The organism is Nocardia sp. NPDC020380 (genome assembly GCF_044386975.1).
In the GTDB taxonomy this organism is placed as follows: domain Bacteria; phylum Actinomycetota; class Actinomycetes; order Mycobacteriales; family Mycobacteriaceae; genus Nocardia.
This window is the reverse complement of record NZ_JBIRVQ010000017.1, coordinates 56852-82992: the sequence shown is the minus strand read 5'-3', so window position 1 is coordinate 82992 and position 26141 is coordinate 56852. Positions and strand designations below refer to the sequence as shown.

General features: G+C 67.6%; 25 protein-coding genes and 1 pseudogene. 12 read left to right on the top strand and 14 right to left on the bottom strand.

Annotated elements, in window-relative coordinates; all coding sequences use genetic code 11:
* Positions 1-33: 33 nt before the first annotated feature.
* Both ACH438_RS37830 and ACH438_RS37825 read right to left on the bottom strand, forming a co-directional pair.
* Positions 34-1494: a hypothetical protein gene (locus ACH438_RS37830; RefSeq protein ID WP_397014438.1), complete on the bottom strand. Its 1461-nt coding sequence runs from the start codon at positions 1492-1494 to the stop codon at positions 34-36.
* A 180-nt stretch (positions 1495-1674) separates the two neighbouring features.
* On the bottom strand, positions 1675-2274 hold the full coding sequence (locus ACH438_RS37825; RefSeq protein WP_397014436.1) for a hypothetical protein: 600 nt from the start codon (positions 2272-2274) through the stop codon (positions 1675-1677).
* Between the two features lie 113 nt (positions 2275-2387).
* Here ACH438_RS37825 and ACH438_RS37820 point away from each other — a divergent pair, with 113 nt between their 5' ends.
* Entirely contained in the window at positions 2388-3491 is a 1104-nt protein-coding gene (locus ACH438_RS37820) for a DUF2993 domain-containing protein (protein WP_397014434.1), read from the top strand.
* 65 nt (positions 3492-3556) lie between these two features.
* Here the strand turns inward: ACH438_RS37820 and deoC are convergent, their stop codons facing one another.
* Positions 3557-4216, bottom strand: a complete 660-nt coding sequence (deoC, locus tag ACH438_RS37815; protein ID WP_397014432.1) for a deoxyribose-phosphate aldolase — start codon at positions 4214-4216, stop codon at positions 3557-3559.
* 71 nt (positions 4217-4287) lie between these two features.
* On the opposite strand from deoC, the gene ACH438_RS37810 reads away from it, so the two are divergent.
* Together ACH438_RS37810 and purU are read left to right on the top strand one after the other, a co-directional pair.
* A complete protein-coding gene (locus ACH438_RS37810) occupies positions 4288-4833 on the top strand; it encodes a GNAT family N-acetyltransferase (RefSeq protein WP_397014430.1) in 546 nt (181 codons plus the stop codon).
* Between the two features lie 177 nt (positions 4834-5010).
* On the top strand, positions 5011-5892 hold the full coding sequence (purU, locus tag ACH438_RS37805; protein ID WP_397014428.1) for a formyltetrahydrofolate deformylase: 882 nt from the start codon (positions 5011-5013) through the stop codon (positions 5890-5892).
* An 85-nt stretch (positions 5893-5977) separates the two neighbouring features.
* Here purU and ACH438_RS37800 read toward each other — a convergent pair whose 3' ends face one another.
* The 6 genes from ACH438_RS37800 to ACH438_RS37775 all read right to left on the bottom strand — a co-directional run bounded on the left by ACH438_RS37800 (position 5978) and on the right by ACH438_RS37775 (position 11503).
* Positions 5978-6976: an alpha/beta fold hydrolase gene (locus ACH438_RS37800; RefSeq protein WP_397014426.1), complete on the bottom strand. Its 999-nt coding sequence runs from the start codon at positions 6974-6976 to the stop codon at positions 5978-5980.
* A 240-nt stretch (positions 6977-7216) separates the two neighbouring features.
* The gene (locus tag ACH438_RS37795) at positions 7217-8239 is read right to left on the bottom strand and encodes an alpha/beta fold hydrolase (RefSeq protein WP_397014424.1); all 1023 of its coding nucleotides are present in this window, start codon (positions 8237-8239) and stop codon (positions 7217-7219) included.
* A gap of 207 nt (positions 8240-8446) precedes the next feature.
* Positions 8447-8743: a DUF2516 family protein gene (locus ACH438_RS37790; RefSeq protein WP_397014685.1), complete on the bottom strand. Its 297-nt coding sequence runs from the start codon at positions 8741-8743 to the stop codon at positions 8447-8449.
* A gap of 189 nt (positions 8744-8932) precedes the next feature.
* Positions 8933-9607 carry a heparin-binding hemagglutinin gene (locus ACH438_RS37785; protein WP_397014422.1) on the bottom strand — a complete coding sequence of 225 codons (675 nt, stop codon included), beginning with the start codon at positions 9605-9607 and terminating at the stop codon, positions 8933-8935.
* Positions 9604-10161 carry a helix-turn-helix domain-containing protein gene (locus ACH438_RS37780; RefSeq protein WP_397014420.1) on the bottom strand — a complete coding sequence of 186 codons (558 nt, stop codon included), beginning with the start codon at positions 10159-10161 and terminating at the stop codon, positions 9604-9606. The genes ACH438_RS37785 and ACH438_RS37780 overlap by 4 nt, the downstream gene beginning before the upstream one ends.
* Positions 10162-10285: 124 nt before the next feature.
* The gene (locus tag ACH438_RS37775) at positions 10286-11503 is read right to left on the bottom strand and encodes a DUF445 domain-containing protein (protein WP_397014684.1); all 1218 of its coding nucleotides are present in this window, start codon (positions 11501-11503) and stop codon (positions 10286-10288) included.
* Between the two features lie 275 nt (positions 11504-11778).
* Here ACH438_RS37775 and ACH438_RS37770 point away from each other — a divergent pair, with 275 nt between their 5' ends.
* The 7 genes from ACH438_RS37770 (at position 11779) to ACH438_RS37740 (ending at position 18599) form a co-directional block, all read left to right on the top strand.
* Complete coding sequence (locus ACH438_RS37770; RefSeq protein WP_397014418.1) at positions 11779-12492, top strand: TetR/AcrR family transcriptional regulator; 714 nt, start codon at positions 11779-11781, stop codon at positions 12490-12492.
* A 113-nt stretch (positions 12493-12605) separates the two neighbouring features.
* On the top strand, positions 12606-14027 hold the full coding sequence (locus ACH438_RS37765; protein WP_397014416.1) for an ABC1 kinase family protein: 1422 nt from the start codon (positions 12606-12608) through the stop codon (positions 14025-14027).
* A 50-nt stretch (positions 14028-14077) separates the two neighbouring features.
* A complete protein-coding gene (locus ACH438_RS37760) occupies positions 14078-15319 on the top strand; it encodes a saccharopine dehydrogenase family protein (RefSeq protein WP_397014414.1) in 1242 nt (413 codons plus the stop codon).
* A gap of 194 nt (positions 15320-15513) precedes the next feature.
* Complete coding sequence (locus tag ACH438_RS37755; RefSeq protein ID WP_397014412.1) at positions 15514-16209, top strand: ESX secretion-associated protein EspG; 696 nt, start codon at positions 15514-15516, stop codon at positions 16207-16209.
* Positions 16210-16276: 67 nt separating this feature from the next.
* Positions 16277-17131, top strand: coding sequence for a polyphosphate kinase 2 family protein (locus ACH438_RS37750; RefSeq protein ID WP_397014410.1), 855 nt, complete (start codon positions 16277-16279; stop codon positions 17129-17131).
* 110 nt (positions 17132-17241) lie between these two features.
* Entirely contained in the window at positions 17242-18033 is a 792-nt protein-coding gene (locus tag ACH438_RS37745) for a DsbA family protein (RefSeq protein ID WP_397014408.1), read from the top strand.
* A complete protein-coding gene (locus ACH438_RS37740) occupies positions 18030-18599 on the top strand; it encodes a vitamin K epoxide reductase family protein (RefSeq protein ID WP_397014406.1) in 570 nt (189 codons plus the stop codon). Before ACH438_RS37745 ends, ACH438_RS37740 begins: the two co-directional genes overlap by 4 nt.
* Here the strand turns inward: ACH438_RS37740 and ACH438_RS37735 are convergent.
* The gene (locus ACH438_RS37735; protein WP_397014404.1) at positions 18596-19717 is read right to left on the bottom strand and encodes a S1C family serine protease; all 1122 of its coding nucleotides are present in this window, start codon (positions 19715-19717) and stop codon (positions 18596-18598) included. The two genes, ACH438_RS37740 and ACH438_RS37735, sit on opposite strands and share 4 nt — an antisense overlap.
* 84 nt (positions 19718-19801) lie before the next feature.
* Positions 19802-20533 (bottom strand): ZIP family metal transporter, encoded by a 732-nt coding sequence (locus ACH438_RS37730; protein WP_397014402.1) that lies wholly within the window; start codon positions 20531-20533, stop codon positions 19802-19804.
* Positions 20534-20639: 106 nt separating this feature from the next.
* Here ACH438_RS37730 and ACH438_RS37725 point away from each other — a divergent pair, with 106 nt between their 5' ends.
* Entirely contained in the window at positions 20640-21692 is a 1053-nt protein-coding gene (locus tag ACH438_RS37725) for an NAD(P)-dependent alcohol dehydrogenase (protein WP_397014400.1), read from the top strand.
* 304 nt (positions 21693-21996) lie between these two features.
* A pseudogene (locus ACH438_RS37720) lies at positions 21997-22647 on the top strand (metallophosphoesterase); the annotation flags it as partial.
* On the opposite strand, the gene ACH438_RS37715 reads toward ACH438_RS37720, so the two are convergent.
* The 3 genes from ACH438_RS37715 to ACH438_RS37705 form a co-directional block, all read right to left on the bottom strand.
* Entirely contained in the window at positions 22644-22766 is a 123-nt protein-coding gene (locus ACH438_RS37715) for a hypothetical protein (protein ID WP_397014398.1), read from the bottom strand. The pseudogene ACH438_RS37720 and the gene ACH438_RS37715 overlap by 4 nt on opposite strands.
* A 65-nt stretch (positions 22767-22831) precedes the next feature.
* Positions 22832-25141, bottom strand: coding sequence for a 5-methyltetrahydropteroyltriglutamate--homocysteine S-methyltransferase (gene metE, locus ACH438_RS37710; protein ID WP_397014396.1), 2310 nt, complete (start codon positions 25139-25141; stop codon positions 22832-22834).
* A 106-nt stretch (positions 25142-25247) separates the two neighbouring features.
* Complete coding sequence (locus ACH438_RS37705; RefSeq protein WP_397014394.1) at positions 25248-26120, bottom strand: 3-hydroxybutyryl-CoA dehydrogenase; 873 nt, start codon at positions 26118-26120, stop codon at positions 25248-25250.
* Positions 26121-26141: the final 21 nt, after the last annotated feature.

Here is a 26141-nt window from a genome sequence, read left to right as displayed (position 1 = left end):
ATCATTGGAGCTTGTGGAACGGGGCCGGACCATTCACGCTTGCGCGTCGGATCCCTCACCGCCGAGCAGCCCACGGGCCCGCTCGCGAACTTCCTGAACCGCTCCGGAGACGGCCGCCGGGGCGAGCAGGGAGCGCGGGGCGAAGGGCTGCCGCCAGAGGCCGCCGTGAGCGGCGCCGGTGGCGAACAGGGCCTCCGGATTGGCCGCTGCCGCAGCGGGTTCCGGGTTCATCAGGTCGGCGACCAGCTTGGCGGCCAGCAGGGTGCGGGCGGTGTCCGGGTCGAAGATCTCGATGCCGAAGCGGGTGGCGGCGCGGTAGGCAGCCGTGCGCCAGCCACTCTCGCGGGACAGGGTGGCGGTCCAGGCGGGCGGGGCCACCGTGAAGGACACCGGATGTCCCGCCGCCTGCGCCAGTACGGCGCGCCAGCGCGGGAGGCGTTGCGCGAGGGCGTAACCCGGGCCTGCCAGGGACGGCAGGTTGTCGAACAGGCCCCAGGCGCCGCCCTCCGCGTCGAAGATCGGGCGCGTGTAGTTGAGGCGATACAGGGAGGTGGGGGCCACTCGGTGCAGCAGGTCCTGGGTGGTGCCGCGAATACCGCGCTGCGCCAGATGATCACGGGCCGCCGCCACGATGGAGGCCGGGACGGCGTACGTGTCGGTGGGTGAACCCAGCAGTGCGAGCGCGGCGTCCGGATGCCGGCGCAGCACGGATTCGGCCAGCACATCCGAGGCCGCCGCCACCCGCACGCCCGCCGCACCCGGACGGCCCGCGTACAGGCCGAGCGCCGGCCGCGCATCGGAATGCGTAGTGATCCAGCGGGTCAGTGCCGGGAAGCTGCGGGCGATGTCCACGCCGGGCCCGGCCTCGGACACCGGGAATCGCAGGGTGCCCGCGCCCGCCTCGGCCAGCGCGCGCAGTCGCGCCCAGCGCGCCCGGCCCGGCCGGTCCACGGTGAGTACGTCCGCGCCCCAGGTCAGTAGCGGCTGCAGCGGCCCCAGTTCCGCCTCCGCGCCCGTGACGGTGACCCGGAAACCGGGCAGCCGCAACCATTCCGGATGTTCGATGACGGATTCGGCCGCAGTCACGAATTCCGGTTCCAGAATCCCGCGGTCCTGCCAATCGGCGAGCTGCCCGCACAGTTCCGGCCCGGCCAGCAGCCGCCCACGCCAGGGCACCTCGAGCCGGGTCACGGGCGCGGCGGCTCCGGTGATCTCCCCCGTATCCAGTACTGCCCCAGCGGCTTCGGCGTCCACATCGACCTCATCGAGCGGACTGACCTCCCAGCCCGCCGCGAAGCGCAGCATGTGCCGCACCGACGCCAGACCCGCCTCGGCGATGCCCAGCGAGATCGCGGGTGCGCTGACGGCCAGCGCCGTCATGCCCCGGAACACGCGGTGATAGTCGCGCCGCCAATCCCGGCAGGTCTCCACCGACTGCGCGAGATCCGCGTCGAATGCCCGTACGGCATCGGCGACCACGGCGGCCGAGAACATATCCGCTATCCGATCGGGTGGCCCCGGCGGAAAAACCAGATCCCACACGCCAGCACCGACCGTCCCCATGAGAGCTCACGATGCCACGAAACCCGGCCGCGCAAAACTCGAACGACCTACCGGTTTGCGAAAATGCAATGGTCCGGGAAACCGCGAGACAGGGCTGCCCGAGCGCCGGGATCAGGAACGCATCAATGCCCGATGCAGCCGGGCAGCCGTCGAGGGCGGCAATTCTGCTCCGGCAGCACGGATTTCGGCGCGAGCACAGCGGTGAATGGCCACCGCATCCGCGACCACCTCGTCCAGGGCCGCCTGCCCGATCCCGGCATCGGCCAGGTCCAGCACCGTCCGCACCGGCGTGGTCACCAGGAACGCTCCCGCCGATTCGACATCCTTGCGCGCGAAGGCTCGCCGCAACACCACCAGCCGCGGCGACAGCGGGAACCGGCCCACCCGGGCCGACAGATGCACGAACCGCGGCCGCAGCCGCCCGAGACCGTGCAATTCGGCGGCACTGTGATGCGACACAGCGGCCGCACCGTCGAACCAGGCCGACCACATGGCGTATTCGTCGAGCGGACCGTCCGGCCACTCCCCCAGCCGCAGCAGTCCGACCCCCGCCCGCACCACCGTGCCGTCGCGCAGACCGTCCCGGATCCAGGTTTCACAACCGGTGCGCAGCACCTGGCGGGTGGTGAAATACCCGGCATGACGGGCGGCCATGTCCTGCAGGGCCAGCCAACCGTCCGCCGGATCGGGCTCCGCCGCCATCCCCTCCATGGAGATCAGGCTACGCCGACACCTTGTGTGTTATGTCACAATCCGCCGGGAGTGAGCCGACACCTCATCGGAAGCTCAGAGACCGCACAGAAAGCTCGGGAAGAATCGGCGCCATGGCGAAACCCCCCTCGGAAGACGCGATCAATCGCGCAGCGGGCATCGACGGGACCGAAGACGAGTCGACGACGCAGCTACCCGGGCAGGGACCGGCCGGCGACGACGGCGCCACCGCGGTGATACCGACCGGCGACCAGACCGGAGCGCAGCCCACCGAGGTCATGCACCCCGGTGAGGCCGCCTACGCGCCCGGCGCCGTCCCGCCACCCGGTGCGCCGCCGCAGGCCACCGCGCAGTTCGGCGCGGGGAACACCGCCCGATTCGGGCCGCAGGGCACGGGCGTGCTCGACTCGTCCGCCGCCAACCCGCCGACCGTGCCGGGCAGCTCGCAACTACCGCCCGGGACACCGCCGCCCCCGGCGAATCCCGCAGGCGGGCAAGGAGGTCCGTCGGGTATGCGACGGAAACGCCGGACGCTGCTGATCGTCGCCATCGTGGCCGTGCTGCTGGTGGTCGGCGGACTGGCCGGCGGCGAGGCCTATGCCCGCCACAAGGTCGAGAACTGCATCAGCTCGCAGTTCGAACAGCAGATGGGCTCCAAGATCGACGTCTCGTTCGGCTGGAAACCGCTGCTGCTCACCATGTTCGACGGCAAGGTCTCCTCGGTGACGGTGAACAGCGACGACACCAAGTTCGGGCCCGCGCAGGGCATGGTCGTGCACGCCACCTTCGACGATGTCGACGTGAAGGACAACGGCAATCAGGGCGCCACCATCGGCAGCTCCACCGCCGACGTCACCTGGAGCAACGACGGCATCGTGAAGACGCTGGGCGGCCTGGTCTCCAACGGCACCTCCGACCCCAACTCCGGCACCCTCAGCTTCGGTGTGCTCGGCGGGATCGCGCAGCTGCAGGTGAAGCCGAAGATCGTCGGCGACAAGATCGAGGTCGACACCCAATCGGCGTCCCTGCTCGGCTTCGGCCTGCCCACCGACCTGGTGTCCGGCATCGTCGACCTCATGACGCAGAGCCTGCAGAGCTACCCGATGGGGTTGGTGCCCACCGGTGTTCAGGTCACCAGCGACGGCCTGCACGTCACCCTGAAGGGCGGCCAGACCACCCTGCAGCCCGTCAACGGGCAGACCCCCACCAGCTGCTAGCCCCGACGACACGGCGCTCCCGCATCGGCCCGAAAACCGATGCAGGAGCGCCTTTTTCTGCTACCTCAGGCCGGAAAACCCTCCAGCACTTCACGAGAACGCGACAGTCCCAGCCGGGTCGCCCCGGCGGCGATCAGCTCCGCCGCCTGCTCCGCGGTGCGGATACCACCGCTCGCCTTCACGCCCAGCCGGCCGCCGACCGTCTTCGCCATCAGCTCGACCGCGTGCACGCTCGCACCGCCCGCGGGATGGAAACCCGTGGAGGTCTTCACGAAATCGGCGCCGGCCTGCTCCGCCACCCGGCACACCTCGATGATCGCGTCATCGCTCAGGGCCGCCGCCTCGATGATGACCTTCAGCAGTGCCCGGTCCCCGATCGACTCCCGCACCGCGAGAATGTCGGCCAGGACCGCGTTGTAATCGCCGGCGCGCGCCGCGCCCACATCGATGACCATGTCGACCTCGGCCGCACCCTGTTCCACCGCCAGCCGGGCCTCCGCCCCCTTCACCAGCGAATGATGTTTGCCGGACGGGAAACCCGCGACCGTGGCCACCGCCAGGCCGGGCGCCCGCACCGGCAGCATGGACGGGGATACGCAGATCGCGAACACCCCCAGCTCGCGGGCCTCCTCGATCAAAGCGGCCACGTCGGCCGGCGTCGCATCCGGGGAAAGCAGGGTGTGATCGATCATCGCCGCCACCTCGCGACGGGAAATCTGTGCCATGAGCCCCGAGTTTGGCATATCCCTGGCAATTTCGTTGCGGGCCGCCACCACCGTCCCGCACACTCGTAGATGTGCTGATCCGTCGTGAACGTACCGGCGACGCCGCTGCGATCGACGCCGTGCACCGCAGCGCATTCGCCCGCCAGTCCGCGAACGCCGCCGTCGACGCGACCGGCCTCCCCGCCGATCCCCCGGAAGTCGGCCTGGTCCGGCAACTCCGCGACGACTCCTCCGCCTGGATGCCGACCCTGTCCATGGTCGCCGAATACCACGATCACATCGTCGGCCACGTCTGCCTGACCCGCGCCGGCGTCGGCCCGTTCCCGGTGCTGTCACTGGGCCCGATCGGCGTCCGCGGCGACTATCAGCGGGCCGGTGTCGGCTCGGCCCTCATGCACGCGGTGCTGGGCGCCGCCGACGCCCTCGACGAACCCCTCGTCGGCCTGCTCGGCAGCCTCGAGTACTACCCGCGCTTCGGCTTCGTCCCGGGCACCCGCCTCGGCATCCTCCCGGACCGGCCCTCCTGGTCCAGCCACTTCCAGCTACGCCCGCTGTCCGCCTACGACTCGGAGATCAAGGGCGAGTTCCACTACGCCGACCCGTTCTACGTTTTGTAACGCGACGACTGATTTCGTAGCGGTCCGGGTAACTCCAGGGGTACCCCCGGAATGGTTTCGGCACCCAGCCGCCGGCCCGCCTGCCAACTCCGACGGCACCCGGCTGCGCGCTGAGGCCCGGGGAGGCGGGAGAGCCCCTGTGACCCTGCGCCGGGGGGTTGCTGGGAAGATGGGCGGATGAGTTCCACCCCGGACGACCGCCGCTACGTGCTCACCCTGGGCTGCCCGGACCGTCCCGGCATCATCGCCCGCATCACCTCGTTCATCGCCGAATTCGGCGGGTCGATCGTGGAGGCGGGATACCACTCCGACCTGGACACCGGCTGGTTCTTCACGCGGCAGGCCATCAAGGCCGCGACCGTTCCGTTCGGACTCGACGAACTCCGGGAGCGCTTCGAGGCCGTGGCCGCCGACCTCGGGCCGGAAACCGATTGGCAGGTGCACGACTCCGGCGAGAAACGCCGCGCCGTACTGCTGGTCAGCAAGGACGGGCACTGCCTGCACGACCTGCTCGGCCGCGCCACCAGCGGGGAACTGCCCGCCACCATCGAGGCCGTCATCGGCAATCACCCCGACCTGGCCGGCATCACCGAAGCGCACGGCATCAAATTCCACTACGTGCACTTCCCCAAGGACCCCGCCGAACGCGGACCCGCCTTCGACCAGGTCCGCGAACTGGTCGACGCGCACGACCCGCACGCCATCGTGCTGGCCCGCTTCATGCAGGTACTGCCGGCCGAACTGTGCGAGCACTGGGCCGGACGGGCCATCAATATCCACCACAGCTTCCTGCCGTCCTTCGTCGGCGCCCGGCCCTATCACCAGGCCTTCGCCCGCGGCGTGAAGCTCATCGGCGCCACCTGCCACTACGTGACTCCGGAACTCGACGCCGGGCCCATCATCGAGCAGGACGTCACCCGCATCGACCACGCCGACACCGCCCACGACATGGTCCGGCAGGGCCGCGATATCGAGCGAGTCGTGCTGGCGCGGGGACTGCGCTGGCATCTCGAGGGCCGCGTACTCGTGCACGGCCGGCGCACGGTCATCTTCTCGTAGCGCATTTCACGTAGCGCACAGAAGGGGCGCTCCCTCGTGCAAAAGCACGGCGGGAGCACCCTTTTCGTTTATCCGATATTCGCGATTACCCCGCGGCGGCGATCAGGCCACGGCGGCCCGACCGGATCACCCGGTGCAGTTCGGTGTTGAAAGCCTGCTCGGCTTCGATGTTCACGAGATGACCGGTGGGCAGGACCGTGTAGCGGTCCAGATAGCCTGCGGCGTCGAGGGTCTCGGCGATCTCCCGCGAGTGCACCTCCGGCAGCAGCCGATCGTGCGATCCGGCGATGACACTGGTCGGTACCGCCAGATTGGCTGCGGCGCCGTACAAGTCGAGCTTCAGCAGCCCGCGGGCCACGGCCGCGCGCGCCGACGGGCGGCAGGAGCGGACGATGGACAGGCCGAAATCGGTCTGGTCCGCGGTCGCCGTCGGGTTCATCAGCCGGTTCTTGGCGAGTACGTTCACGGCCTTGCCGCCGGGCAGCGGCACCGGGGTGCCGAACAGCACCTTCGCCAGCCAATCCGGTGCGGGGACAACATCGTTGAACAGCGGCAGCACCGTGGCGCGGCCGGGAATCTGCCGGGCGGCCGTGGTGGCCAGCAGGACGGCGGAGGTGCGCTCGGTGACCTGCTCCGGGTAGTGCTTCGCCCACGCCTGGATGGTCATGCCGCCCATGCTGTGACCGGCCAGCACGGCGCGCTGTCCGGGCTTCAGGACGGCGTCGAGCACGTCGACGAGATCGTCGGCGAGCTGCTGGGAGTCGAAGGGCCGGGTGCCCGCGGTGCTCTCGCCGTGGCCGCGCTGGTCGTAGGCGACCACGCGGTAGGGACCGGCGAAGGCGTTGATCTGCGGGTTCCAGTATTCGATGGCGCAGGACCAGCCGTGGATCAGAACGATGACCTCGCCGTCGGCCGGGCCGTACGCGTGTACGCGCAGCCGGGCGCCGTCGGCGGTGGTGACGGGGATGACCTGATCGGGGCGGCGCGCGTTCAGCGACTCGGTCCGATAGGTGCGGGACCGAAGTCCGGTGCGGAAGGGGGCGGACAGCGCGTCGGCGCCCGCCTCGGGCAGCTTCACCAGCATCGAGCACTCCTTTGTGTTCCAGACCACGATAGCGCGCTAGCAGTGGTGCTTGCTAGAGCAAGCGGCAAGAATTTGCCATTCGCCGCATCGGGTCCTGCTGTTCCGGGATACCCGTTCCGCCGCAAAGGCATTCACACTTACAGGTATCGAAATCGCGGAACTTCCATTACCTACAACACATCGTCGCGGAGGTTTGTGCCCCCGAGTAGGACCCCAAGGGTGGGAAACCACTCCCCACCCTCAGGCACCCACCACCCGCGCGGGAATCCCGAAGGCGGACCTGGCAACACGCGCGAGCTCCTCGTTGAACTCGCGGTATGCCTCCACATTTCCGAGATGACCGGTCGGGAGTATCCGATACGCGTCGAAACTGCCCGCGGCGCGCAACATCTCGACGATGCGCTCCGAATGCACTTCCGGCGTAAGATCATCCGCCGAGCCGGCGAGGATCGTCGTCGGCACCGTCAGCTGCTCCGCGCCACGGCCCACGTCCAGCTGCGCCAGCAAGGTGCCGAAGCGGCCGCGCACCCGCGCCGGGCAGGCCCGCACGATGTTCTGCGCGTATTCCGCGACATCGCCGGTCGAGGCCAGGCTCATGATCTGGCGCCGGAAGATCCACTGCACCGGCGGCAGCGGCGGGAAGACGATGGGCGCGCTCAGGCCCAGCAGGCCGATCAGGAACGGCAGCTTGGCGATACCGCGATTGAAGAACGGGACCACCGTGGTCTCGGCGATCAGGTCGCCGGCGGCGGTATTGGTCATCAGCACCGCGCGGGTGCGCTGCGCGACCTGCTGCGGGTAGCGACCGGCCCAGGCCTGGATCGTCATGCCGCCGAGGCTGTGCCCGACCAGTACGCAGCGCTGCCCGGGCTTCAGGGCGGCGGCGAGGACGGCCGACAGGTCGTCGGCCAGCAGGTCGGTACTGAGGGCGGCGGTGCCGAACTCGCTCTCGCCGTGGCCGCGGACGTCGTAGGTGATGACGCGGTATTCGCCGGCGAAGGCGTTGATCTGGGGGTTCCAGTATTCGAGGCTGCAGGTCCAGCCGTGCACCAGGACGAGGGTGTCGCCGTCGGCGGGGCCGTAGGCGTGCACCCGGAGGCGGGCGCCGTCCGGGCCGGTGACCGGGATGACCTCGTAGGGGCCGGCCGGGGGGTTGAGATCCGCGTTCCCGTAGGTACGGGTACGCAGGGCCGCCCGATGTGCGCGGACCAGGTCGCGGACCTTCCGGGTGAGGTCCGCTGGGGTAGGCAACGTCGCCTGCATAGGACACTCCTTTGTGTTACTGCTCGATACAGTAACCCCCGCTTGCCGGTGCTAGCCAGTAGCAAGCACCGAAAAGTTTCGAATCCGGGACGAACCACGCAGAACGCGCGCCGTGATCGTGATATCTCCCAATGCGCGGGCCGGGACAGAAAGAAATCCGGCCGCCGTCCCCGCGGGACGACGGCCGGAAAGCCTGAAATATCGGATCTACCAGCGCGGACCGCGCTGGATCTCATCCACCTTCGGCCGCACATCGGCCAGATACACCCCGGTCGCCACGACCGCCGCGATCCCCAGCAGCCCGACCGGACTGTGCACCAGCAGCAGCGCGCCCAGCGACGCCAGCAGAATCGCCAGCCACACCGGCTTGGTCAACTTCCCCACCGCGGTGAAGGCATCCGGCCGCTGCCGGATCGCATGCACGAGCGCGAACACCGTCATGCCGAGTGCGGCCAGCTGCAACACCCACAGAATCAAGCTCGGAATTCCGCTCACCCGATCCATCATACGGAGCCGCGCCCAGTTCACCACGGGTTCCATACGCCGACACGACCATTCGAAACGCACCCCATACACGCACGGGAAGTGCAGGCTTCGGTCGCCGACCGCGCGCCTCGACGACCGTGGCCCTCGCACACGTCAGTGTGCGAGGGCCACAAGGTTTTTCGTGCGGGATGCCCGCGCGGATGCTGCCTACTTCTTGGCGGCGGGGGCGGCCTTCTTGGCCGGGGCCTTCTTCGCCGGAGCCTTCTTGGCGGCGGTCGCCTTCTTGGGCTCTTCGGCGTCGTCGGCAGGGGTCGACTCGGTGGTCACTGCGACGATCTCGCCGTCGACGGTCTCGTCCGCCTCCGCGGCCTCGTCCTTGGCCAGGCCCAGGTAGGAGCCGTACTGCGTGGTGACCTTGTCGAACACGTCCTGGGTCTGGGCGACCACGTCGTTCAGCAGGGTCTCGACCTGCTCGATCCGGCCTTCGAAGGTCGGGTTCGAGGTGCGCAGCTTCTCGACGGTCTCCTCGCCGCGGGCGGCCAGGTCGGCGTAGAGGTCCAGCAGCTGGTGGTAGTACTGGTCGACCAGCTTGCGCAGCTCTTCGGGGGTGGCCTTCTCGCGCAGCTCGGCCAGGTCCTCGGGCAGCTCGGAGGGCAGGGCCTGCACGCGCTGGCGCAGGGTCTCGATGCGCTCCTGGGCGTCGGCCGGGAGGTTGGCGACGCGCTCGCGAGCCTCTTCGACGCGGCCGGAGATGTCGGCCGAGCCGGCGCGCTCGCGCAGCTGCGAGTAGACGTCGAGGACGGCGGCGTAGAGGGCGTCGCCGGCGCCGACGGTGGCGTAGATCGGCTTGGTGACGGTGGCGGTGAGGTTCTGTTCGGTCATGGTTGTTCGGTCTCCCTGCGTGGCGGAACTTCGGTGATGCGGTGCGGAACCTCGTTGTCCCTTGCCGGGGCGTCGTTGCCCCTGTCTCCCCCGGGAACGCCCCCCTTCGGGTCCGTCGCGTCCCCAAACTCCTCGTTCGCCGCGTTCTCGCGGCGGAACGATTCGTAGATGTCCAGGAGCACCTGTTTCTGACGTTCGGTGAGACCGGCGTCGGCGAGCAGTGCGTCCCGGACCGGACCGTGCGGCCTCTGTTCGAGGTACCCGGCCCGCATGTACAAAACCTCCGAGGAGACCCGCAGACCCTTGGCGATCTGCGCGAGAACCTCGGCGGATGGGTTCCGTAATCCGCGTTCGATCTGGCTGAGGTACGGATTGCTCACCCCCGCCAGCTGTGCGAGCTGCCGCAGCGAGACCTGAGCGGCCTCGCGTTGGGACCGGATGAAGCCCCCGATGTCGTGCGCCGCATTGGCGACACGACCGTTCCGATCTGCGGCGGCGGACGTCTCCGCTGCGTCGCCTTCGATCGGTTCGGGAACCTCGGGATCGTGTTTCATCACGCACCTTCCGGCGGTTGTGAGGTCAATTCTAGAGCGGTGTGCTAACTCTTGCAAGCACTCTGCTAGCACCATTCCGGCAAACCGCCGGCGCTACACCTGTCAAGTATTTCTGGACGAATGATCAGATATGGAACAGCAAATGTGAAATCGTGTAGATCACGAGTCCGGCCAGCGAACCCACGACCGTGCCATTGATGCGAATGAATTGCAGATCGCGCCCGGCCGCCAATTCGATCTTCTTACTCGCCTCCTCCGCGTCCCAGCGAGCAACCGTGTCGCTCACCAGCGTCGCGACCTCGGCGCCGTAGTTGGTGACCAGATAGCGGACACCGCGTTCCAGCCACCCGTCCACCTTGTCACGCATCTCCGGATCCGCCTCGAGGCGCTCGCCCAACTGCTGCACGTTCTCGGCCACCTTGCGCCGCAGCGTCGAGTTCGGATCCTCGGCCGACTCCAGGATCATCCGCTTGGCGGCCCGCCAGGTGGCGTGCGCCATGCCGGTGATCTCCTGCCGGCCCATCAACTCGGTCTTGATCTTCTCCGCTTTCTTGATCATCGCGTCGTCGAATTGCAGATCGTGCGCGAATTCCTCGAGAAAACGATTGGCCGCCAGCCGCACATCATGATCGGGCTGCGTCCGGACTTTCCAGGTGAATTCGACCAGCTCCCGATAGATGCGCTCGGCCAGCAGCGAATTCACGAATTTCGGCGCCCAGGAGGGCGCGTCCCGGTTCACGATCCGGTCCAGCGTCTCCTGCGAGTCCAGCGCCCACTGATGCGCCCGCTCGGCCAGCAGGTCCAGCAGCGGGGCCTGCCGGTTCTCGGCGATGAGCTCGTGCAGCACCTTGCCGATGGGCGGCCCCCACAGCGGTTCGGCGATCCGCTTGACGATGGTGTGGTCGATGATCTGCTCGACGTCCTCGTCCCGCAGCACCCCGATCACCGCGCGCAGCATGGTCGCGCTCTCCTCGGCTATGCGTTCGGCATGCGCCGGATCGGCCATCCAGCGGCCCACCCGGAAGGAGATCTGCGCGGAATTCACCTTCGCCGCAACGGCATCCGGGGAGAGGAAATTGGTGCGCACGAAATCGCCCAGGCCCGCACCCAATTGGTCCTTCTTCTTGCGGATGATGGCCGTGTGCGGAATCGGCAGCCCGAGCGGATGCCGGAACAAGGCGGTGACGGCGAACCAGTCCGCCAGCGCACCGACCATGCCGGCCTCGGACGCGGCCTTCACATAACCCACCCAGCCCGCGACGCTGCTCCGCGATTCGAGCCAGGCGCAGACCAGATAGATGACGGTCGCGGCGGCGAGGAACCCGGTGGCAATGGCCTTCATCCGGCGGAGTTCGCGCTTCTTGCCCTCCTCGTCGAGGAGGTCGGCGAACGCACCGCCCGGTGGGGCGGCGTTGATGGACTTACGGTCGTTCACGTCGAGTACCCCGGCACTGCCGGCAGGTTGCTCCATGTGTTCCATTCTGGCCCGTGCTGTGACGAAGTCGCTGCGCACGGGCCCGTCCCGATCGGCGGCGATCCGTCGCATGCGAGGCTTAAGCTGAATACGCCCAGCACAACACGCGACGAAGGAGCCCCACGCTGACCACCAAGGGGACCGTGAGCGCCGCCGTGGACGCCGCCACCAGCAGCCGCGGAGGCCGGGTAGACGGCCGCAAGAAGCGCTGGCAGCAGCACAAGATCGACCGCCGTGAGGAATTGGTCGACGGCACGCTCGCCGCCATTCGCAAGCGCGGCGGGGACGCCGGCATGGACGAGATCGCCGCCGAGATCGGCGTGTCGAAAACCGTGCTGTACCGGTATTTCTCGGACAAGCAGGATCTGACCCGCGCCACCATGGAACGGTTCATCGAGACCACGCTCATGCCTCGCATCTACGAGGCCATCAGCGATGATCTCGACGAGTACCAGCTGGTCCGCAATACGCTCGCGGCGTACGTGCACACGGTCGACTCGGATACCGATGTCTACCGCTTCATCATGGGCAACGGCTCTGCCACCGAGACCACCACCCTCGCCGACTTCGAGAAGCTGTTCGCGCAGGTGGTTTCGGCGGTCATCGTGGACAAGGCGTTCGATCGCGGCATCCAGACCGAAGGGTCGATGCTGTGGGCCTATGTCCTGGTCGGCGGCGTGCAGCTGGCGACGGACTGGTGGATCACCAACCGCACCATGTCCAGCGAGGAGATGCTCGACTACCTGACGATGATGGCGTGGAGCGCCATCGAGGGCATGGTCCGAGCGGGCGGTGACCGGCACTATTTCAACTCCAAGCAGCATGTCCTACCGGATGCGGAGAATACCGCTAGCTGAGTGCTAGCACCGTAGGTAGCGGTGTGGTTAGGCTGATGCTGGCGGACCACACCGATGGGTTTTTCCGCCGTGTCGGCACCAACGGGGGTGTTGGCTCCCATGGAGGGTCACTGATGGCGAAAGAGCTGCCCACATCCAGGCTTGCGCGGGGAACGAAGCTTGGAATGGCCGTCGCCGGTAATGCCATCCGAGCTCAGCGCACGCGCCGCTCCATGCGCGGGCGTTCGGAGGCGGTCCGTGCTCGCATGGCCGAGGATTCCATGATCCGGGCGACCGAACAGATGGTCATGGTGCTCGGCACCATGAAGGGCGTCGCGATGAAGCTCGGGCAGATGCTGTCCGTGCTGGACCTGGATCTGGTTCCGCCCGAACATCGGGAACGGTTCCAGCGCCGCCTGGCAGTGCTCCGCGACAGTGCGCCCTCGGTGTCCTTCGAGGTCATGACGGCCGTCATCGAAGAGGACTTCGGCAAACCGCTGAACGAGGTGTTCGCCGAGTTCTCCCCGGAACCCATTGCGGCGGCGTCGATCGGCCAGGTGTACCTGGCGCGCTTGCACGACGGCCGGCAGGTCGCGGTGAAGGTGCAGTACCCGGGTATCGACGCGGCGGTCCGCGCGGACCTGAAGAACCTGGCCATGTTCCGCCGCATCCTGCAGTCGGCCATGCCGTGGGTGACCCCGGCCGTGCTGGACGAACTGCGGCTGAATCTGGAGAGCGAACTCGACTACGTCGCCGAGGCGAACACCCAGAAGCAGATCGCCGAGCTGTACACCGGGCATCCGTTCATCTTCGTGCCCAGCACATTTCCCGAACTGTCCACCACCCGCGTGCTGGTGAGCGAATACTTCCCGGGCCGCGGTTTCGAGGAGATCCGGCAGCTGCCGGACGCGGAGCGCGACCGCATCGGCGAGATCATCTACCGCTTCTATGTGGGATCGCTGTTCACCTTCAACGAGTTCTGCGGTGACCCGCATCCGGGCAATCTGCTGCTCGGCGCGGACGGCCGGGTGGCGTTCCTGGATTTCGGGCTCTACAACCGGATGGATCCGGAGCACGTGCAGTTCGAGGCCACCTGTATTCGCGCGGCCGCCGAGGAACGCGCGGAGGACCTGCGGGATCTGATGGTCGAGCGCGGCGTGATCGATTCGCCGGAGGAGATCACGCCGGAGGAATGCCTGGAGTACGTGCTGGCGGCCTGCGAATGGGCGCTGGTCGACGAGGATCTCACCATCACCCCCGAGTTGGCTTCGGGCGCATTCGTGCTGGCCGTGGATCCGCGGGCCAGTGAGTTCACGGGTATGAAGCAGCAGAATCTGCCGCCCGAGCACCTGTTCTCGCGGCGCGCCGATTTCCTCACCTTCGGGATGCTGGGGCAGTTGGAGGCGACCGGGAACTGGCATCGCATCGCCCGGGAATGGCTGTACGGGGATGAGCCGGTCACGGAACTCGGTCGCGCGCATCACGAGTGGCTGGCGAGCCGTCCGGCGCCGGCGCCGACCACCGGACCCGCGAAGAAGTCTCGCAAGCGCGCCTAGCGCAGGATTATGGAGCGGAAGGCGTGACCCCTACCTGACGGGAATTATCTATGGCTGACCGGGAATTCGACATCGTCCTATTCGGCGCGACCGGCTTCGTCGGCAAGCTGACCGCGGAATATCTGACCGGCGCCGCGCCCGCGGGCGCGCGCATCGCCCTGGCGGGCCGGTCCGAGCAGAAGCTGGCCGCGGTGCGCGCCGAGCTGGGGCCGGTGGCCGCGGATTGGCCGCTGGTGCAGGCGGATTCGACGGATCAGGCCAGCCTGGACGCGCTGGCGGCGCGGACGAAGGTCGTGGTCACCACGGTCGGCCCGTACCTGCGCTACGGTCTGCCGCTGGTGCAGGCCTGCGCCGAGAACGGCACGCACTACGCGGATCTCACCGGTGAGCCGTTGTTCATCCGCGAGGGCATCGACCGTTTCGGCGAACGCGCCGCGCAGACCGGTGCGAAGATCGTGAATTCCTGTGGCTACGACTCGATTCCGTCGGATCTGAGTGTCTACCAGCTGTACAAGCACAGTGTCGACGACAACACCGGCGAGCTGACCGATGTCACCCTGGTGGCCGCGTTCAAGGGCGGGGTGAGCGGCGGCACCGTGGATTCCGGCCGGGCCATGATGGAGGCCATCGCGGCCGATCCGGCCAAGGCGTCGATCATGTCGCACCCGTATTCGCTGAGCCCGGACAAGTCCCTGGAACCGGATGTGGGCCGGCAGACCGATCAGGCGCTGCAGCGGGCCGCGTCCATCGATCCGAGTCTGGACGGCTGGGTGGCGACCTTCGTGATGGCCGCGCACAACACCAAGATCGTGCGCCGCTCCAATGGCCTGCTGGGCTGGCCGTACGGCAAGAACTTCCGCTACCGCGAGGTCATGCGGGTGGGTTCGTCGCCGACCGCGCCGCTGGTCGCGGCGGGTATCGCGGGCGGCATCGTGGCCACCATGGCGACCGGTGCGGTGCTGTCGCGGGTGGCGGCGGGGCGCCGGCTGCTGGATCGGATCGTGCCGAAGCCCGGCACCGGCCCGAGCGAGAAGTCGCGCCGCAGTGGCTGGTTCACCATGCGGACCTTCGCGCACACCACCTCGGGTGCGAAGTACCTGTGCACCTTCGCCGGTCAGGGCGATCCGGGTTACCAGGCCACGTCGGTGATGCTGGGCCAGTCCGGCCTGTGCCTGGCCTTCGACGAATTGCCGGAGCTGGCAGGCATTCTCACGCCGGCCGCGGCCATGGGTGATGCGCTCACCGAGCGCCTGCGCGGGGCTGACATCACCATCGACGTCGAGCGGATCTGACGGCGCCGGGCCGATACTCGCCGGATTTCACCGCGGACCCCGTCCGGGACAGTTCACGTCCGGGCGGGGTCGACGATGTTTCGGACGTGAATCCCCTCACATTTCTTGCGGGTACCTGACGGGGCACACCCCGGGTGCCCCTCCGGTAATGTCGCCGTCGGAGGGTCACCGCAGGAGAGGGGAACTCGCCCACTGTGAAATGGATTCTGACCCCCGACGAATTCGCTCTGGTCTGGACGCGCGAAACTCGCCTGGAACGGCACCCGTACCCGCTCGACACCCTGCCGGGGGCCGAGAACCCCGTGGTGGCACCGCAATTCGGGCCGCGGTATCTGCGCCGGACCGATCCGGATCTGGCCTCGGCGCTGGCCTTGTGCGCGCGCACGGACACCACCACGGTCACGCTCTACGGTGAGCACACCGCCGGTCCGGAGCCCCGCCGCATCCTCGCTTTCGCGGCCGTGGCGCAGCAGCGGGCGGGGATTCTGATCGCCAAACCGGACACGGTCACGGTGCGGCTGATGCCGGCGGAGAATCTGGGACGGCAGTTGGTCGAGATCATCGGTTCGGCCCCGGCGGGGCGCGGGGCGGCCATGCGGGAACCGCAGCGGGCCGTGCTGCATCCGGATGCGTCGGCGGCGGACGCCACCGATGATCGGGGCGCGGACTGTTTCCGCCGGAAGCTGCGGCAGCCGGTGGACGGGCGCGGATTCATCACCGTCACAGTCGAACCCGCGAATCCGCTGTCGCCGCCGACCCGGCATCGCACCTGGATGGATTTCTCGGGTGACGGCCGCTATCTGCTCACCACGGCGAACGATCTGACATTGACGCCGGTCACCGATGACGAATTGGCGGACCATCTGGTCCGGTTGGCGCGAGTTCGCTGACGATCCACCTTCTGTTTTCGGCGCGGTTGCCTGCCCGAAACCTCATTCTGTGTGCTACCCATGACAAATGGCAGCAAAGGCGACATCCTGGTCGAAGCCCGTCACCAAAGTTCTGCGCGCCGACGGTGTGCGGGTCGGCGAGATCGACACGGCGGCGACTCCCGGTTTCAAGGGCAACAAGCAGGACGGGGAGAAGCTCCTGCAGGAGCGCGGTGCGGTGCTGTCCGATCTGCAGGAACGGCTCTACGCCAACGGCCGGTCCGGTGACACCCGCAGTGTGCTGCTGGTGCTGCAGGGCATGGACACCGCGGGCAAGGGCGGCATCGTCCGGCACGTGATCGGCTCGGTCGACCCGCAGGGTGTGGACCATGCGGCCTTCGGGGTGCCGACGCCCGAGGAGAAGAAGCATCACTTCCTGTGGCGCATCAAGCGAAAGCTGCCGCGCGGCGGGCAGATCGGCGTGTTCGATCGCTCGCACTACGAGGACGTGCTGGTGGTCCGCGTGCACGAGCTGGTCGCGCCGGAGGTGTGGGGCAAGCGCTACGACGAGATCAACAAGTGGGAGCGGCAGCTCGTCGACAATGGCACCACGCTGGTGAAGGTCGCCATGTTCGTCTCCCTGGACGAGCAGAAGAAGCGGCTCGCGCAGCGGCTGGACCGGCCGGACAAGTTCTGGAAATTCAATCCGGACGATATCGGCGAGCGCGCCTACTGGCCGCAGTACCAGGAGGCCTATCAGGCCGTGCTGGATCGCACCAATACCGAGTACGCGCCCTGGTACGTGCTGCCCTGTGACCGCAAGTGGTACTCCCATCTGGCGGTGACGGAATTGCTCATCGACGCATTGCAGGGTTTGAAGCTGGATTGGCCGCCCGCCGACTTCGATGTGAACGAGCAGAAAAAGCGGCTCGCGCAGGCGTGATACATGCCGCGTGTCACGAAGTCGACCTGTGCTAGGAATCTCTCAGGTTCACGGGCCAAGATGGGCCCCGACGATTCGTGACAACCGGAAGGCGTGTGGTGAGCGCAAAGGTGAGCAATAAACCGGGTGACCGCAAGAACCCGCTCGCGAAAGCTGCGCGAGCCGACCGAAATCGCAAGATCTTCATCCAGGTCGGCGTGGCGGTCGTGCTGCTGGGTCTGGTCGCGGCCATCGGTATCGGCCTGGCGATGCGCAAGTCGGACAACAACAAGAGCAATACGGCGGCGACGGGCAGCTTCGCGCCCACCGTCACGCACGACGCGAGCGCGGGGCCGACGCCGCCGAATGTCACCCCGGGCGGCGCCATCACCATCGGCAACCCGAACGCCAAGGTGAAGATCCAGGTCGTGGCCGACCTGCAGTGCCCGGCCTGCCAGATGTTCGAGCACTCCAACTCGAGCACCCTGCAGCAGGAAGTGCAGAGCGGTACGGCGACGATCCAGTACAACATCATCTCGTTCCTGGACCGCTCGTCGAACGGCAACAAGTACTCCTCGCGCGCCGCGAACGCCGCGTACGTGGTGGCCGCCAGTGACCCGGCCAAGTTCCAGGCGTGGCTGGGCACCATGTACGAGAAGCAGCCGCCGGAAGGCGCCAACGGCATGACCGACGATCAGCTGATCGCGATCGCCCAGGCCGCCGGTTACACCGATCCCTCGGTGGCGGCGGACATCAAGTCGAACAAGTACGCCTCCTTCGTGACCGATGAGACCAAGGCGGTCTTCGCCACCGGTCTGCAGTCGACCCCGTCGGTGTGGGTGGACGGCAAGCAGGTCAACGATCCCAAGGCGCTGATGACCACGGACGGCATCAAGTCGGTCATCGAGGCCGCGGCCAAGTGATCGTCTCGGCACCAACCAGGTCCGCGTGGGCGCTGCTGATCGGAGCTCTGCTCGGCTGGGCGGCATCGGTGACGCTGCTGGTCGAGAAGTTCAAGGCGCTCACCGAGCCGGGGTACAAACCGCTCTGCAGTATCGATCAGGTGGTGGCCTGCACCACGGTGATGGATTCCAAGCAGGCGTCGCTGTTCGGGTTCCCGAATCCGATCATCGGTGTGGTCGGGTTCTCGGTGGTGGTCACGCTCGGCGTGCTCGCGGTGTGCGGCATCGGTTTTCCCCGCTGGATGTGGGGCGGACTGTGGCTGGGCCTGTTCGCGGGCATCATCGCCGTGGTCTGGCTGGTCTACCAGGCCGTCTTCGAGATTCACGCGCTGTGCCCGTGGTGCATGGTGGTGTGGACGGTGCTGCCGGCCATGCTGGCCGTGACCACGAATGTGCTGTGGGGTAATTCCCGCGGGTTCGTGCAGGTGATCGTGGAATGGCGGTGGACGCTGGTCGCGCTGTTCTACGCCACGATCATCCTGATCGTGTACATCCAGTTCCAGGACTACTGGGACTCGCGCTTCTAGTTCGGCGGTCCGACGGTGAGCGTCACGTTCACCGTCTTCCGGCCGTCGGCCGGGTCGCTGATGTCGAGCCGCACTACATCGTCCGGTTTATGGGCGTTGAGTGCGGCTTTCAGCATTTGTGAGGACGTGATGGGCCGGCCGTCGAGGGCCGTGATCACCTCCCCTTCGCTGAGTCCCGCTGTGTAAGCGGGCAATCCGTAGATGGCGATATCGATGCGCGCGCCGGTGGGCTGGGCGTCGGAGGTCATGATGCCGAGCGTCGCGGTGGGGCCGATGTGCACGGTGTCCGTCGGTGTGCCGGAACGGATCTGGCGCACCACGTTCATGGCGGTGTCGATGGGCACGGCGTAGCCGGTGGGCCCGCGGCCGATCGCCTTCTGCAAATCACCGGAGGCGGCGGTGATGACGCCGATGACCGCGCCGTAGCGGTCCACCAGGGCGCCGCCGGACTGCCCGGCCGCGACGGCCGCGGCCACTTCGATCATGTCGTGTAAGGACTTCCGGGACAGGTCGGCCTCGTTGCGGGCCACGATGGAACTGTCCAGATTGGTGATGGAACCGCCGACCGCCGTCGGTGATCCGGTACCGCCCGCATTGCCGATGGCCAGCACCTGATCACCCAGTTGCAGGGGTGCGGAGCTGCCGATGCGGGCGACCGGGAGCCGGTGCGCGCCGGTCAGTTCGAGCAGTGCGATATCGGCGCCGGAGTCGTAGCCGGCGACGGTGGCCTGGTAGGTCGCGCCGGTGCCGATATCCGAAACCGTCACGGTGTCAGCGCCTTTGATGACGTGCTGGCTGGTGAGTATCTCGCCGTCGGCGGTGAGCACGATGCCGGATCCGGCCGCGCCGAGTCCGTAGGGGCGGATACCTGCGGTGACATTGACCAGCGCCGGTTCGGCCAGATGCGAGACCAGGGTGGTGTCGAGTGGCGGCAGGGCGGGGCCGACCAGGCTGGCGGTGGTCTCGTCGGGGCCGAAGGACAAGCGGGGCAGGTCGCCGCGGTAGCCGAGGAATCCGGTGACGCCGAGCACGATGACGAAGAGGAAGGCGAGAAACTTTCCGCCCCAGCCGGATCGGCGGCCACCCGTGGGGGTCGCGCGGCGCGTGTCGTCGTGCATGGGACCCTCCGACTGCCGGTCGCCCGTCGGCCCTGGGCGTTTCTTCCTTCTGGTGTACCAGTATTTCAGTGGATCAGGGCTGTTTCAGTGGCTGAAAGCGGCGATGGCCAGCATGAATGCGAGCCCGGCGAGCGTGCACAGCAGTGGACCCTTGGAGGGTTTGCCGGCGTGTGCCTCGGGCAGGATGTCGGCGGTGGCGAGGTAGAGCAGGAACCCGGCGAAGTATCCGAGGTACAGCCCGACCAGTCCGCTGGGCACCCGCACCAGTGTCCCGATCACCGCGCCCACGACCGGCGCCACCGCATCCAGGCCCAGCATGATCAGGCCCTTCCGCCGGGCATTGCCGTACAGCGTGGTGATGGTGAAAGTGTTGAAGCCGTCGGCGAAGTCGTGGCAGATGACCGCGATGGCCACCGCCACCCCGATCGACTCCGCCGCCTGGAATCCGAAGCCGATGCCGATACCGTCCAGCACGCTGTGGAACACCAGTCCGGCCCCGGCCAGCAGGCCCACCGATTCGAATCCGTGGTGGTGCGAACCGAATTCGTCCTCGTGCCCGGTGTGGATGGCGACCGTCTTCTCCAGGATGTGCACGGTGAAGAAGCCGGTCACCGCGGCCAGCAGCGGCACCGGTACGCCGAGCGCCTCGCTGCGGTCGGCCTCGAGCGCCTCCGGCATCAGATCGAAGGCCACCACGCCGAGCATGACGCCCGCGGCGAGGCCGAGCACCAGCCGTTTGCGCTCGCCGATGCGGACCGCCACCAGTCCGCCGATGAGCGTCACGCACATGGAGACACAAGCCAGCAGAATCGCCATCGTCCCAGCATGCCGAGGGTTTGCCGGTTGCCGGGCGTGCCGCGCCGAGCGTGTGAAACAGGGCCCGCCGTCGATAGCCGACGAGTGCGGGAGTAGCAATGAATGCATGAGCAATGCTGCCGCTTATGCCGTATCCGCCCCGGACGGGCGCTTCGAAAAGGTCACCATCGAGCGTCGTGAGCTCGGCCCCCACGATGTGCTGATCGACGTGAAGTACGCCGGAATCTGCCACTCCGACATCCACACCGCGCGCAACGAATGGCGCGGCACCACCTACCCGTGTGTCCCGGGCCACGAGATCGCGGGCCTGGTCGCCGCCGTCGGCTCCGAGGTCACCCGGCACCAGGTGGGCGACCGAGTGGGCGTGGGCTGCATGGTCGGCTCCTGCGGCCACTGCGAGCCGTGCCTGGCCGGCGAACAGCAGTACTGCCTGAACGGCGTCGTCTGGACCTACAACACCGCCGTCCCCGAGGAGCAGCAGGCGGGCGGGCACACGCTCGGCGGCTACTCCACGCAGGTCGTGGTGACCGAGAGCTTCGTGCTGTCCATTCCGGAGGGCATCGGGCTGGATGTGGCCGCGCCGCTGCTGTGCGCGGGCATCACCCTGTTCTCGCCGCTGCGGCACTGGAACGCGGGCCCGGGCAAGCAGGTCGCCATCATCGGCATGGGCGGACTGGGGCATGTGGGCGTGAAGATCGCCGCGGCCATGGGCGCGGAGGTCACCGTGCTGAGCCACTCCCTGTCCAAGGAGGAGGACGGCCGCAAGTTCGGCGCGCACCACTACTACGCGACCAAGGACCGCGACACCTTCAAGAAGCTGCGCGGCAGCTTCGATCTCATCATCAATACGGTGTCGGCGGAGCTGCCGATCGAGCAGTACCTGCGCCTGCTGAAGCTGGACGGCAGCCTGGTGGCGCTGGGCCTGCCCGAAACCCCTTACAGCATCAATGCTTCCACGCTGGCGGGTTTCCGGCGCTCGCTGTCGGGTTCCATGATCGGCGGTATTCCGCAGACCCAGGAGATGCTGGATTTCTGTGCCGCGCACGGGATCGGCGCGGAGATCGAGGTCATTTCGGCCGATCAGATCGACGCGGCGTACGACCGGGTGGTCGCCAGTGACGTGCGGTACCGCTTCGTCATCGACGCCTCCACCATCTGACCGCCGTCACGAATTCCGCTACGCGTCAACCACGAATTCCGCCCAGTAGACGTGGTGTTCGCCGCATGGCCGGGGTGCTGATCCGTCAGTAGCTTGCGTGGCATGGCAGAGGAAACCACCCCGCAGGCGGCCCCGGCCGGGCGCGGAGTGAGCAGACGGGGATTGTTCGGCGCCGCCGCCGCGGGGGCGGCGGCGGTGGGTATCGCGGCAGGCGGAGCGGGCGTGATGGCGCTCCGCTCCGGCAGCGGCAATGGCTCGGCCGAATTGTGGCGGCAGCCCGCCGCTTCCGATTCGCCCGCGGTCGCGCGGCTATTCCGGTGGCGCGCAACAGCGTTGGCTGGAGCAGGAATTGCGCGCCGCATGCGCCGATCGCGGTATCGACTGGGTGATCGTGGTGATGCACCAGACCGCCGTCTCCACCGCGATCTCCGATTTCAACGGTGGCGATCTCGGTATTCGCGAGAATTGGCTGCCGCTGTTCGACAAATATCAGGTCGATCTGGTGCTGTGCGGGCACGAGCACCATTACGAGCGCAGTTTCCCGATCCGCGGTACCGCCGGTCCGGGCGCGCTGACCCCGCATCCGGTGGATACCGGTGCGGGGCCCTACGACACCTCGAAAGGCACTGTGCACCTGGTGATCGGCGGTGGCGGCACGTCCGCGCCGAGCACCGGCATGTTGTCCGCCGATCCGCACTGCAATGTGATCACCGGGCTCGGCAAGGTGGGGCCGATCCTGGGGAAGAAGGAGCCGGTCATCGCGCCGGAGGTGGCGGACTGGTCCGCCTTCCGGGACATGAGGAATCCGTACGGCTTCTGCTGCTTCGACGTGGATCCCGGTGTCCCGGGCGGCAATACCACCATTACCGCCACCTACTACGCCCTCATCGGACCGCGCAGTGAACTGACTCCCGTCGACAAGTTCACGCTGACCCGGCCGCGGACGGACCGTTAGTTACCGGTCTTCCACGGCGGGTCGGGCGTGACCTGGTCACCCTTCTGGTTGTACGTGTCGTTGTACTGTTTGGCCGTTTCCGGGTCGTCCTGCTGATTGCCCTTGCCCGTCGGATCCATGGTTGCCTCCTCGATCGGAAAACCGTGATCCCCACGCTAATTCGCGTTTCATGACGGGTTCGTGATCAGGACTCCCCGGCGGCCTCCGCGCGCCGGCGGACGCGGCGGGCGGCCGCGACCATATTGCGCAGGGAGGGATCCAGCTGCCAGTGGTGGCGGGTCTTGAGGCCACCGTCCGGGTTCGCCCACAGGCGTTCCGGGCTGACGGCTTCGGCCGCGGCGGTGAGCAGTTCGTCCAGTTCGTCGATGTCCGGGATGCGGGCCGAACGGGACTCGTAGACACCGGGGCCGACGCCGTGGGTGAGACCGCGACCCTCCGCGGTGTCCTCCTTCAGCGCTTCGAGGACCCATTCGATGGAGCGGGTCGCGACGATGGCGGTCACGTCGCAGTCCAGTTCCTCGATGGCCTGCAGCACGTCGCCGCGGCTGGAATAGCCGATGTGCGTGTGGATCTGGGTCTCCGGCCGGACGCCGGAGGTGGCCAGCTTGAACGCGCCCACCGCCCACCGCAGGTATTCGGCGCGGCCCTTGGGGCGCAGCGGCAGCAGCTCCCGGATGGACGGCTCGTCCACCTGGATGATGGTGATGCCCGCCTTCTCCAGGTCCACGACCTCGTCCCGGATGGCCAGCGCCACCTGGTCCGCGGTGTCGAACATCGGCTGGTCCTGCCGCACGAACGAGCGCGCCAGCATGGTGACCGGGCCGGTGACCATGCCCTTGACGGGCTTGTCGGTGAGCGACTGGGCGTAGCTGGTCCACGACACCGACATGGGTTCCGGGCGTGCCACGTCGCCGTACAGGATCGGCGGTCGCACGCACCGGGATCCGTACACCTGCACCCAGCCGTTGTGGGTGGTGGCGAAGCCGTCGAGCAGCTCCGCGAAGTACTGGATCATGTCGTTGCGCTCGTGCTCGCCGTGCACCAGCACGTCGAGGCCGATGTCCTCCTGCAAGCGGATGGTGGACTCGATCTCGGATTCGATGATCTTGCGGTAGTCGTCGTACGACAGCCGCCCTTCGCCGAGGTCGTGCCGCGCCTGCCGGGCCGCGGTGGTCTGCGGGAAGGAGCCGAGCGTGGTGGCCGGCACCAAAGGCAACGGCAGTTTCGCCTGCTGCGCGATCCTGCGGGTCTCGTACGGTTCGCGTTCCCGCATCTGCGGGGTGACGGCGTACACCCGCTGCCGCACGGCGTGCTTCTGCTTGAAGTGCACCGAGGTGGGCCGCTTGCGCCACTTCTCCGACGGGCCCTCGGTGAGGGCCTTGGCCAGCGAAACCACTTCCAGCACCTTCTGTTTCGCGAAGGCGAGGCGGTCGGCGAGGGGCTCTTCCAGCTCGTATTCGACCAGCAGGTCGTAGGGCACGTGCAGCAGCGTGGCGCCGGTGGACACCACCATGTCCGGGCACACCTGGGCGAGCGCGTTCAGGTATTCCAGGGTCACGTGCCGGTCGGCGCGCCACACATTGGTGCCGCTGATGACGCCGGCGTACAGCCGCTTGCGGCGGATGCCGGGAATCGCCGCCAGGTCCTCGGGCCGGGTGCGGTGGCTGGCCAGGTCGAGTCCGATGGCCTCCACCGAAGTGCGGCACAGGATTTCGATGGCCTCGCCGAAGTCGCCGTACTGGCCGGTGACCAGCATGCGCGGGCGCAGCGGGGCCTTGGACAGCTGGGCGTAGGTCTTCTCGAAGAGTTCCAGCGTGGACGGCGAGCGTTCGGCGGTGAAGCAGGGCTCGTCGATCTGCACGCAGGTGGCGCCGCGCTTGGCGAGGATCTCGAACAGTTCCTCGTACACGGGTAGCAGCTTGTCCAGCAGCACCAGCTTGTCGAATTCGGTCTGGCCGGGCACGTGCCCGGTTTTCGACAGCAGCAGCAGGGACAGCGGGCCGAGCACGACGGGACGCAGTTCGATGCCGGCCGCCTTGGCGCGGTCGAATTCGTCCAGCAGCGCCTCGGGGTGCAGCGAGAATTCGGTGTCGGTCTCGAGTTCCGGCTGCCGATAGTGGTACGGCGTGTTCAGCAGCCGGACCAATTCGAGCGGCGGCAGGTCGGGGCGACCACGAGCCATCAGGAAGTAGAAGTCCAAGGGGTGCAAGCCTTCTCGATAAGGCTCGAACCGCTTGGGGACGGCGCCGAAGAGCAGCGCATTGTCGAGAATGTGGTCGTAGAAGGAGAAAGTGTTGCCGGGGACCTGGGTGAGCCCGGTAGCGGCCAGTTCCAGATACTGGCTCTCCTGAATTTCGCGGCCGACCGAGAGCAACTCGTCGCGCGAGAGCGTGCCGTGCCAATACGACTCGAGCGCACGCTTGAGTTCCCGGTGGGGACCGATTCGCGGGTATCCCAGAATGCTGGACCCGAATCCGTCGGCAATGTTCGCCATGAGCGGAGACACTCCTTCCGAAGCCGCCAGGTCGGAAACGACCTGTTTGCAGCTTATGCCCGGTAAAAAGCGCGCGGCGCTCTCTCGAGCGCCGCGCGGGTCAGGATCAAGCCCGGTTGTACTGGTAGAAGCCCGCGCCGGTCTTCTTACCCAGCAGTCCGGCTTCCACCATGCGCATCAGCAGCGGCGGCGCCGAGTACAGCGGCTCCTTGAACTCCGCGTACATGGAGTCGGCGATGGACTTCACGGTGTCGAGGCCGACCAGGTCGGTGAGCGCCAGCGGGCCCATCGGGTGGGCACAGCCGAGCACCATGGCCTTGTCGACGTCTTCCTTGGTGGCGAAGCCGGATTCGACCATGCGGATGGCCGACAGCAGGTACGGCACCAGCAGCGCGTTGACCACGAAGCCGGAGCGGTCGGCGGACCGCACGACCTGCTTGCCCAGCACGTCGGCGGCGAACTGCTCGGCGCGCTTGGTGACGGCCTCGGTGGTCTTCAGGGTGGTGACCAGCTCGACGAGCGGCAGCACCGGCACCGGGTTGAAGAAGTGCATGCCCACCACCCGCTCGGGGTTGTTGGTGGCCACGGCGATCTTCATGATCGGGATGGAGGAGGTGTTGGAGGCGAGCACGGCATTGGGGTCGGTGACGACCTTGTCGAGTTCGCTGAAGATGGCGGTCTTGACATCTTCGTTCTCGACGACGGCCTCGACCACGAGCTGGCGGTCGGCGAAGTCACCCAGGTCGGAGGTGAAGCGCAGCCGCCAGGCCGTCTGCTCCCGCTCGCGCTCGGTGATCTTGCCGCTGGACACCCCGCGGTCCAGCGACCGCAGGATGCGGGCGCGGCCGGCGGCGGCCAGTTCCCGGGTCTGTTCGAACACGAGCACATCGACGTGCGCCCGGGCGCAGACCTCTGCGATGCCCGCGCCCATCTGTCCGGCGCCGATGATCCCGACGCGCTGAATCTTTTCGCTGCTCACTGCCCGCTCCTGCTGTGTATG

What these genes read in the sequence shown, in the direction of transcription:
- ACH438_RS37800 (WP_397014426.1), bottom strand. Translation starts at nt 6,976, where the DNA reads ATGCTGGTGAAGCTGCCCGAGGCGGGCGCCGACGCGCTGTCCGCCCCC.
- ACH438_RS37715 (WP_397014398.1), bottom strand. Translation starts at nt 22,766, where the DNA reads ATGGATCCGACGGGCAAGGGCAATCAGCAGGACGACCCGGAAACGGCC.
- ACH438_RS37795 (WP_397014424.1), bottom strand. Translation starts at nt 8,239, where the DNA reads ATGCAGGCGACGTTGCCTACCCCAGCGGACCTCACCCGGAAGGTCCGC.
- ACH438_RS37825 (WP_397014436.1), bottom strand. Translation starts at nt 2,274, where the DNA reads ATGGAGGGGATGGCGGCGGAGCCCGATCCGGCGGACGGTTGGCTGGCC.
- ACH438_RS37775 (WP_397014684.1), bottom strand. Translation starts at nt 11,503, where the DNA reads ATGAAGGCCATTGCCACCGGGTTCCTCGCCGCCGCGACCGTCATCTAT.
- ACH438_RS37735 (WP_397014404.1), bottom strand. Translation starts at nt 19,717, where the DNA reads ATGCACGACGACACGCGCCGCGCGACCCCCACGGGTGGCCGCCGATCC.
- deoC (WP_397014432.1), bottom strand. Translation starts at nt 4,216, where the DNA reads ATGGCACAGATTTCCCGTCGCGAGGTGGCGGCGATGATCGATCACACC.
- metE (WP_397014396.1), bottom strand. Translation starts at nt 25,141, where the DNA reads ATGGCGAACATTGCCGACGGATTCGGGTCCAGCATTCTGGGATACCCG.
- ACH438_RS37760 (WP_397014414.1), top strand. Translation starts at nt 14,078, where the DNA reads ATGGCTGACCGGGAATTCGACATCGTCCTATTCGGCGCGACCGGCTTC.
- ACH438_RS37765 (WP_397014416.1), top strand. Translation starts at nt 12,606, where the DNA reads ATGGCGAAAGAGCTGCCCACATCCAGGCTTGCGCGGGGAACGAAGCTT.
- ACH438_RS37750 (WP_397014410.1), top strand. Translation starts at nt 16,277, where the DNA reads ATGGCAGCAAAGGCGACATCCTGGTCGAAGCCCGTCACCAAAGTTCTG.
- ACH438_RS37820 (WP_397014434.1), top strand. Translation starts at nt 2,388, where the DNA reads ATGGCGAAACCCCCCTCGGAAGACGCGATCAATCGCGCAGCGGGCATC.
- ACH438_RS37730 (WP_397014402.1), bottom strand. Translation starts at nt 20,533, where the DNA reads ATGGCGATTCTGCTGGCTTGTGTCTCCATGTGCGTGACGCTCATCGGC.
- ACH438_RS37725 (WP_397014400.1), top strand. Translation starts at nt 20,640, where the DNA reads ATGAGCAATGCTGCCGCTTATGCCGTATCCGCCCCGGACGGGCGCTTC.
- ACH438_RS37780 (WP_397014420.1), bottom strand. Translation starts at nt 10,161, where the DNA reads ATGAAACACGATCCCGAGGTTCCCGAACCGATCGAAGGCGACGCAGCG.
- ACH438_RS37785 (WP_397014422.1), bottom strand. Translation starts at nt 9,607, where the DNA reads ATGACCGAACAGAACCTCACCGCCACCGTCACCAAGCCGATCTACGCC.
- ACH438_RS37790 (WP_397014685.1), bottom strand. Translation starts at nt 8,743, where the DNA reads ATGGATCGGGTGAGCGGAATTCCGAGCTTGATTCTGTGGGTGTTGCAG.
- purU (WP_397014428.1), top strand. Translation starts at nt 5,011, where the DNA reads ATGAGTTCCACCCCGGACGACCGCCGCTACGTGCTCACCCTGGGCTGC.
- ACH438_RS37830 (WP_397014438.1), bottom strand. Translation starts at nt 1,494, where the DNA reads ATGTTCTCGGCCGCCGTGGTCGCCGATGCCGTACGGGCATTCGACGCG.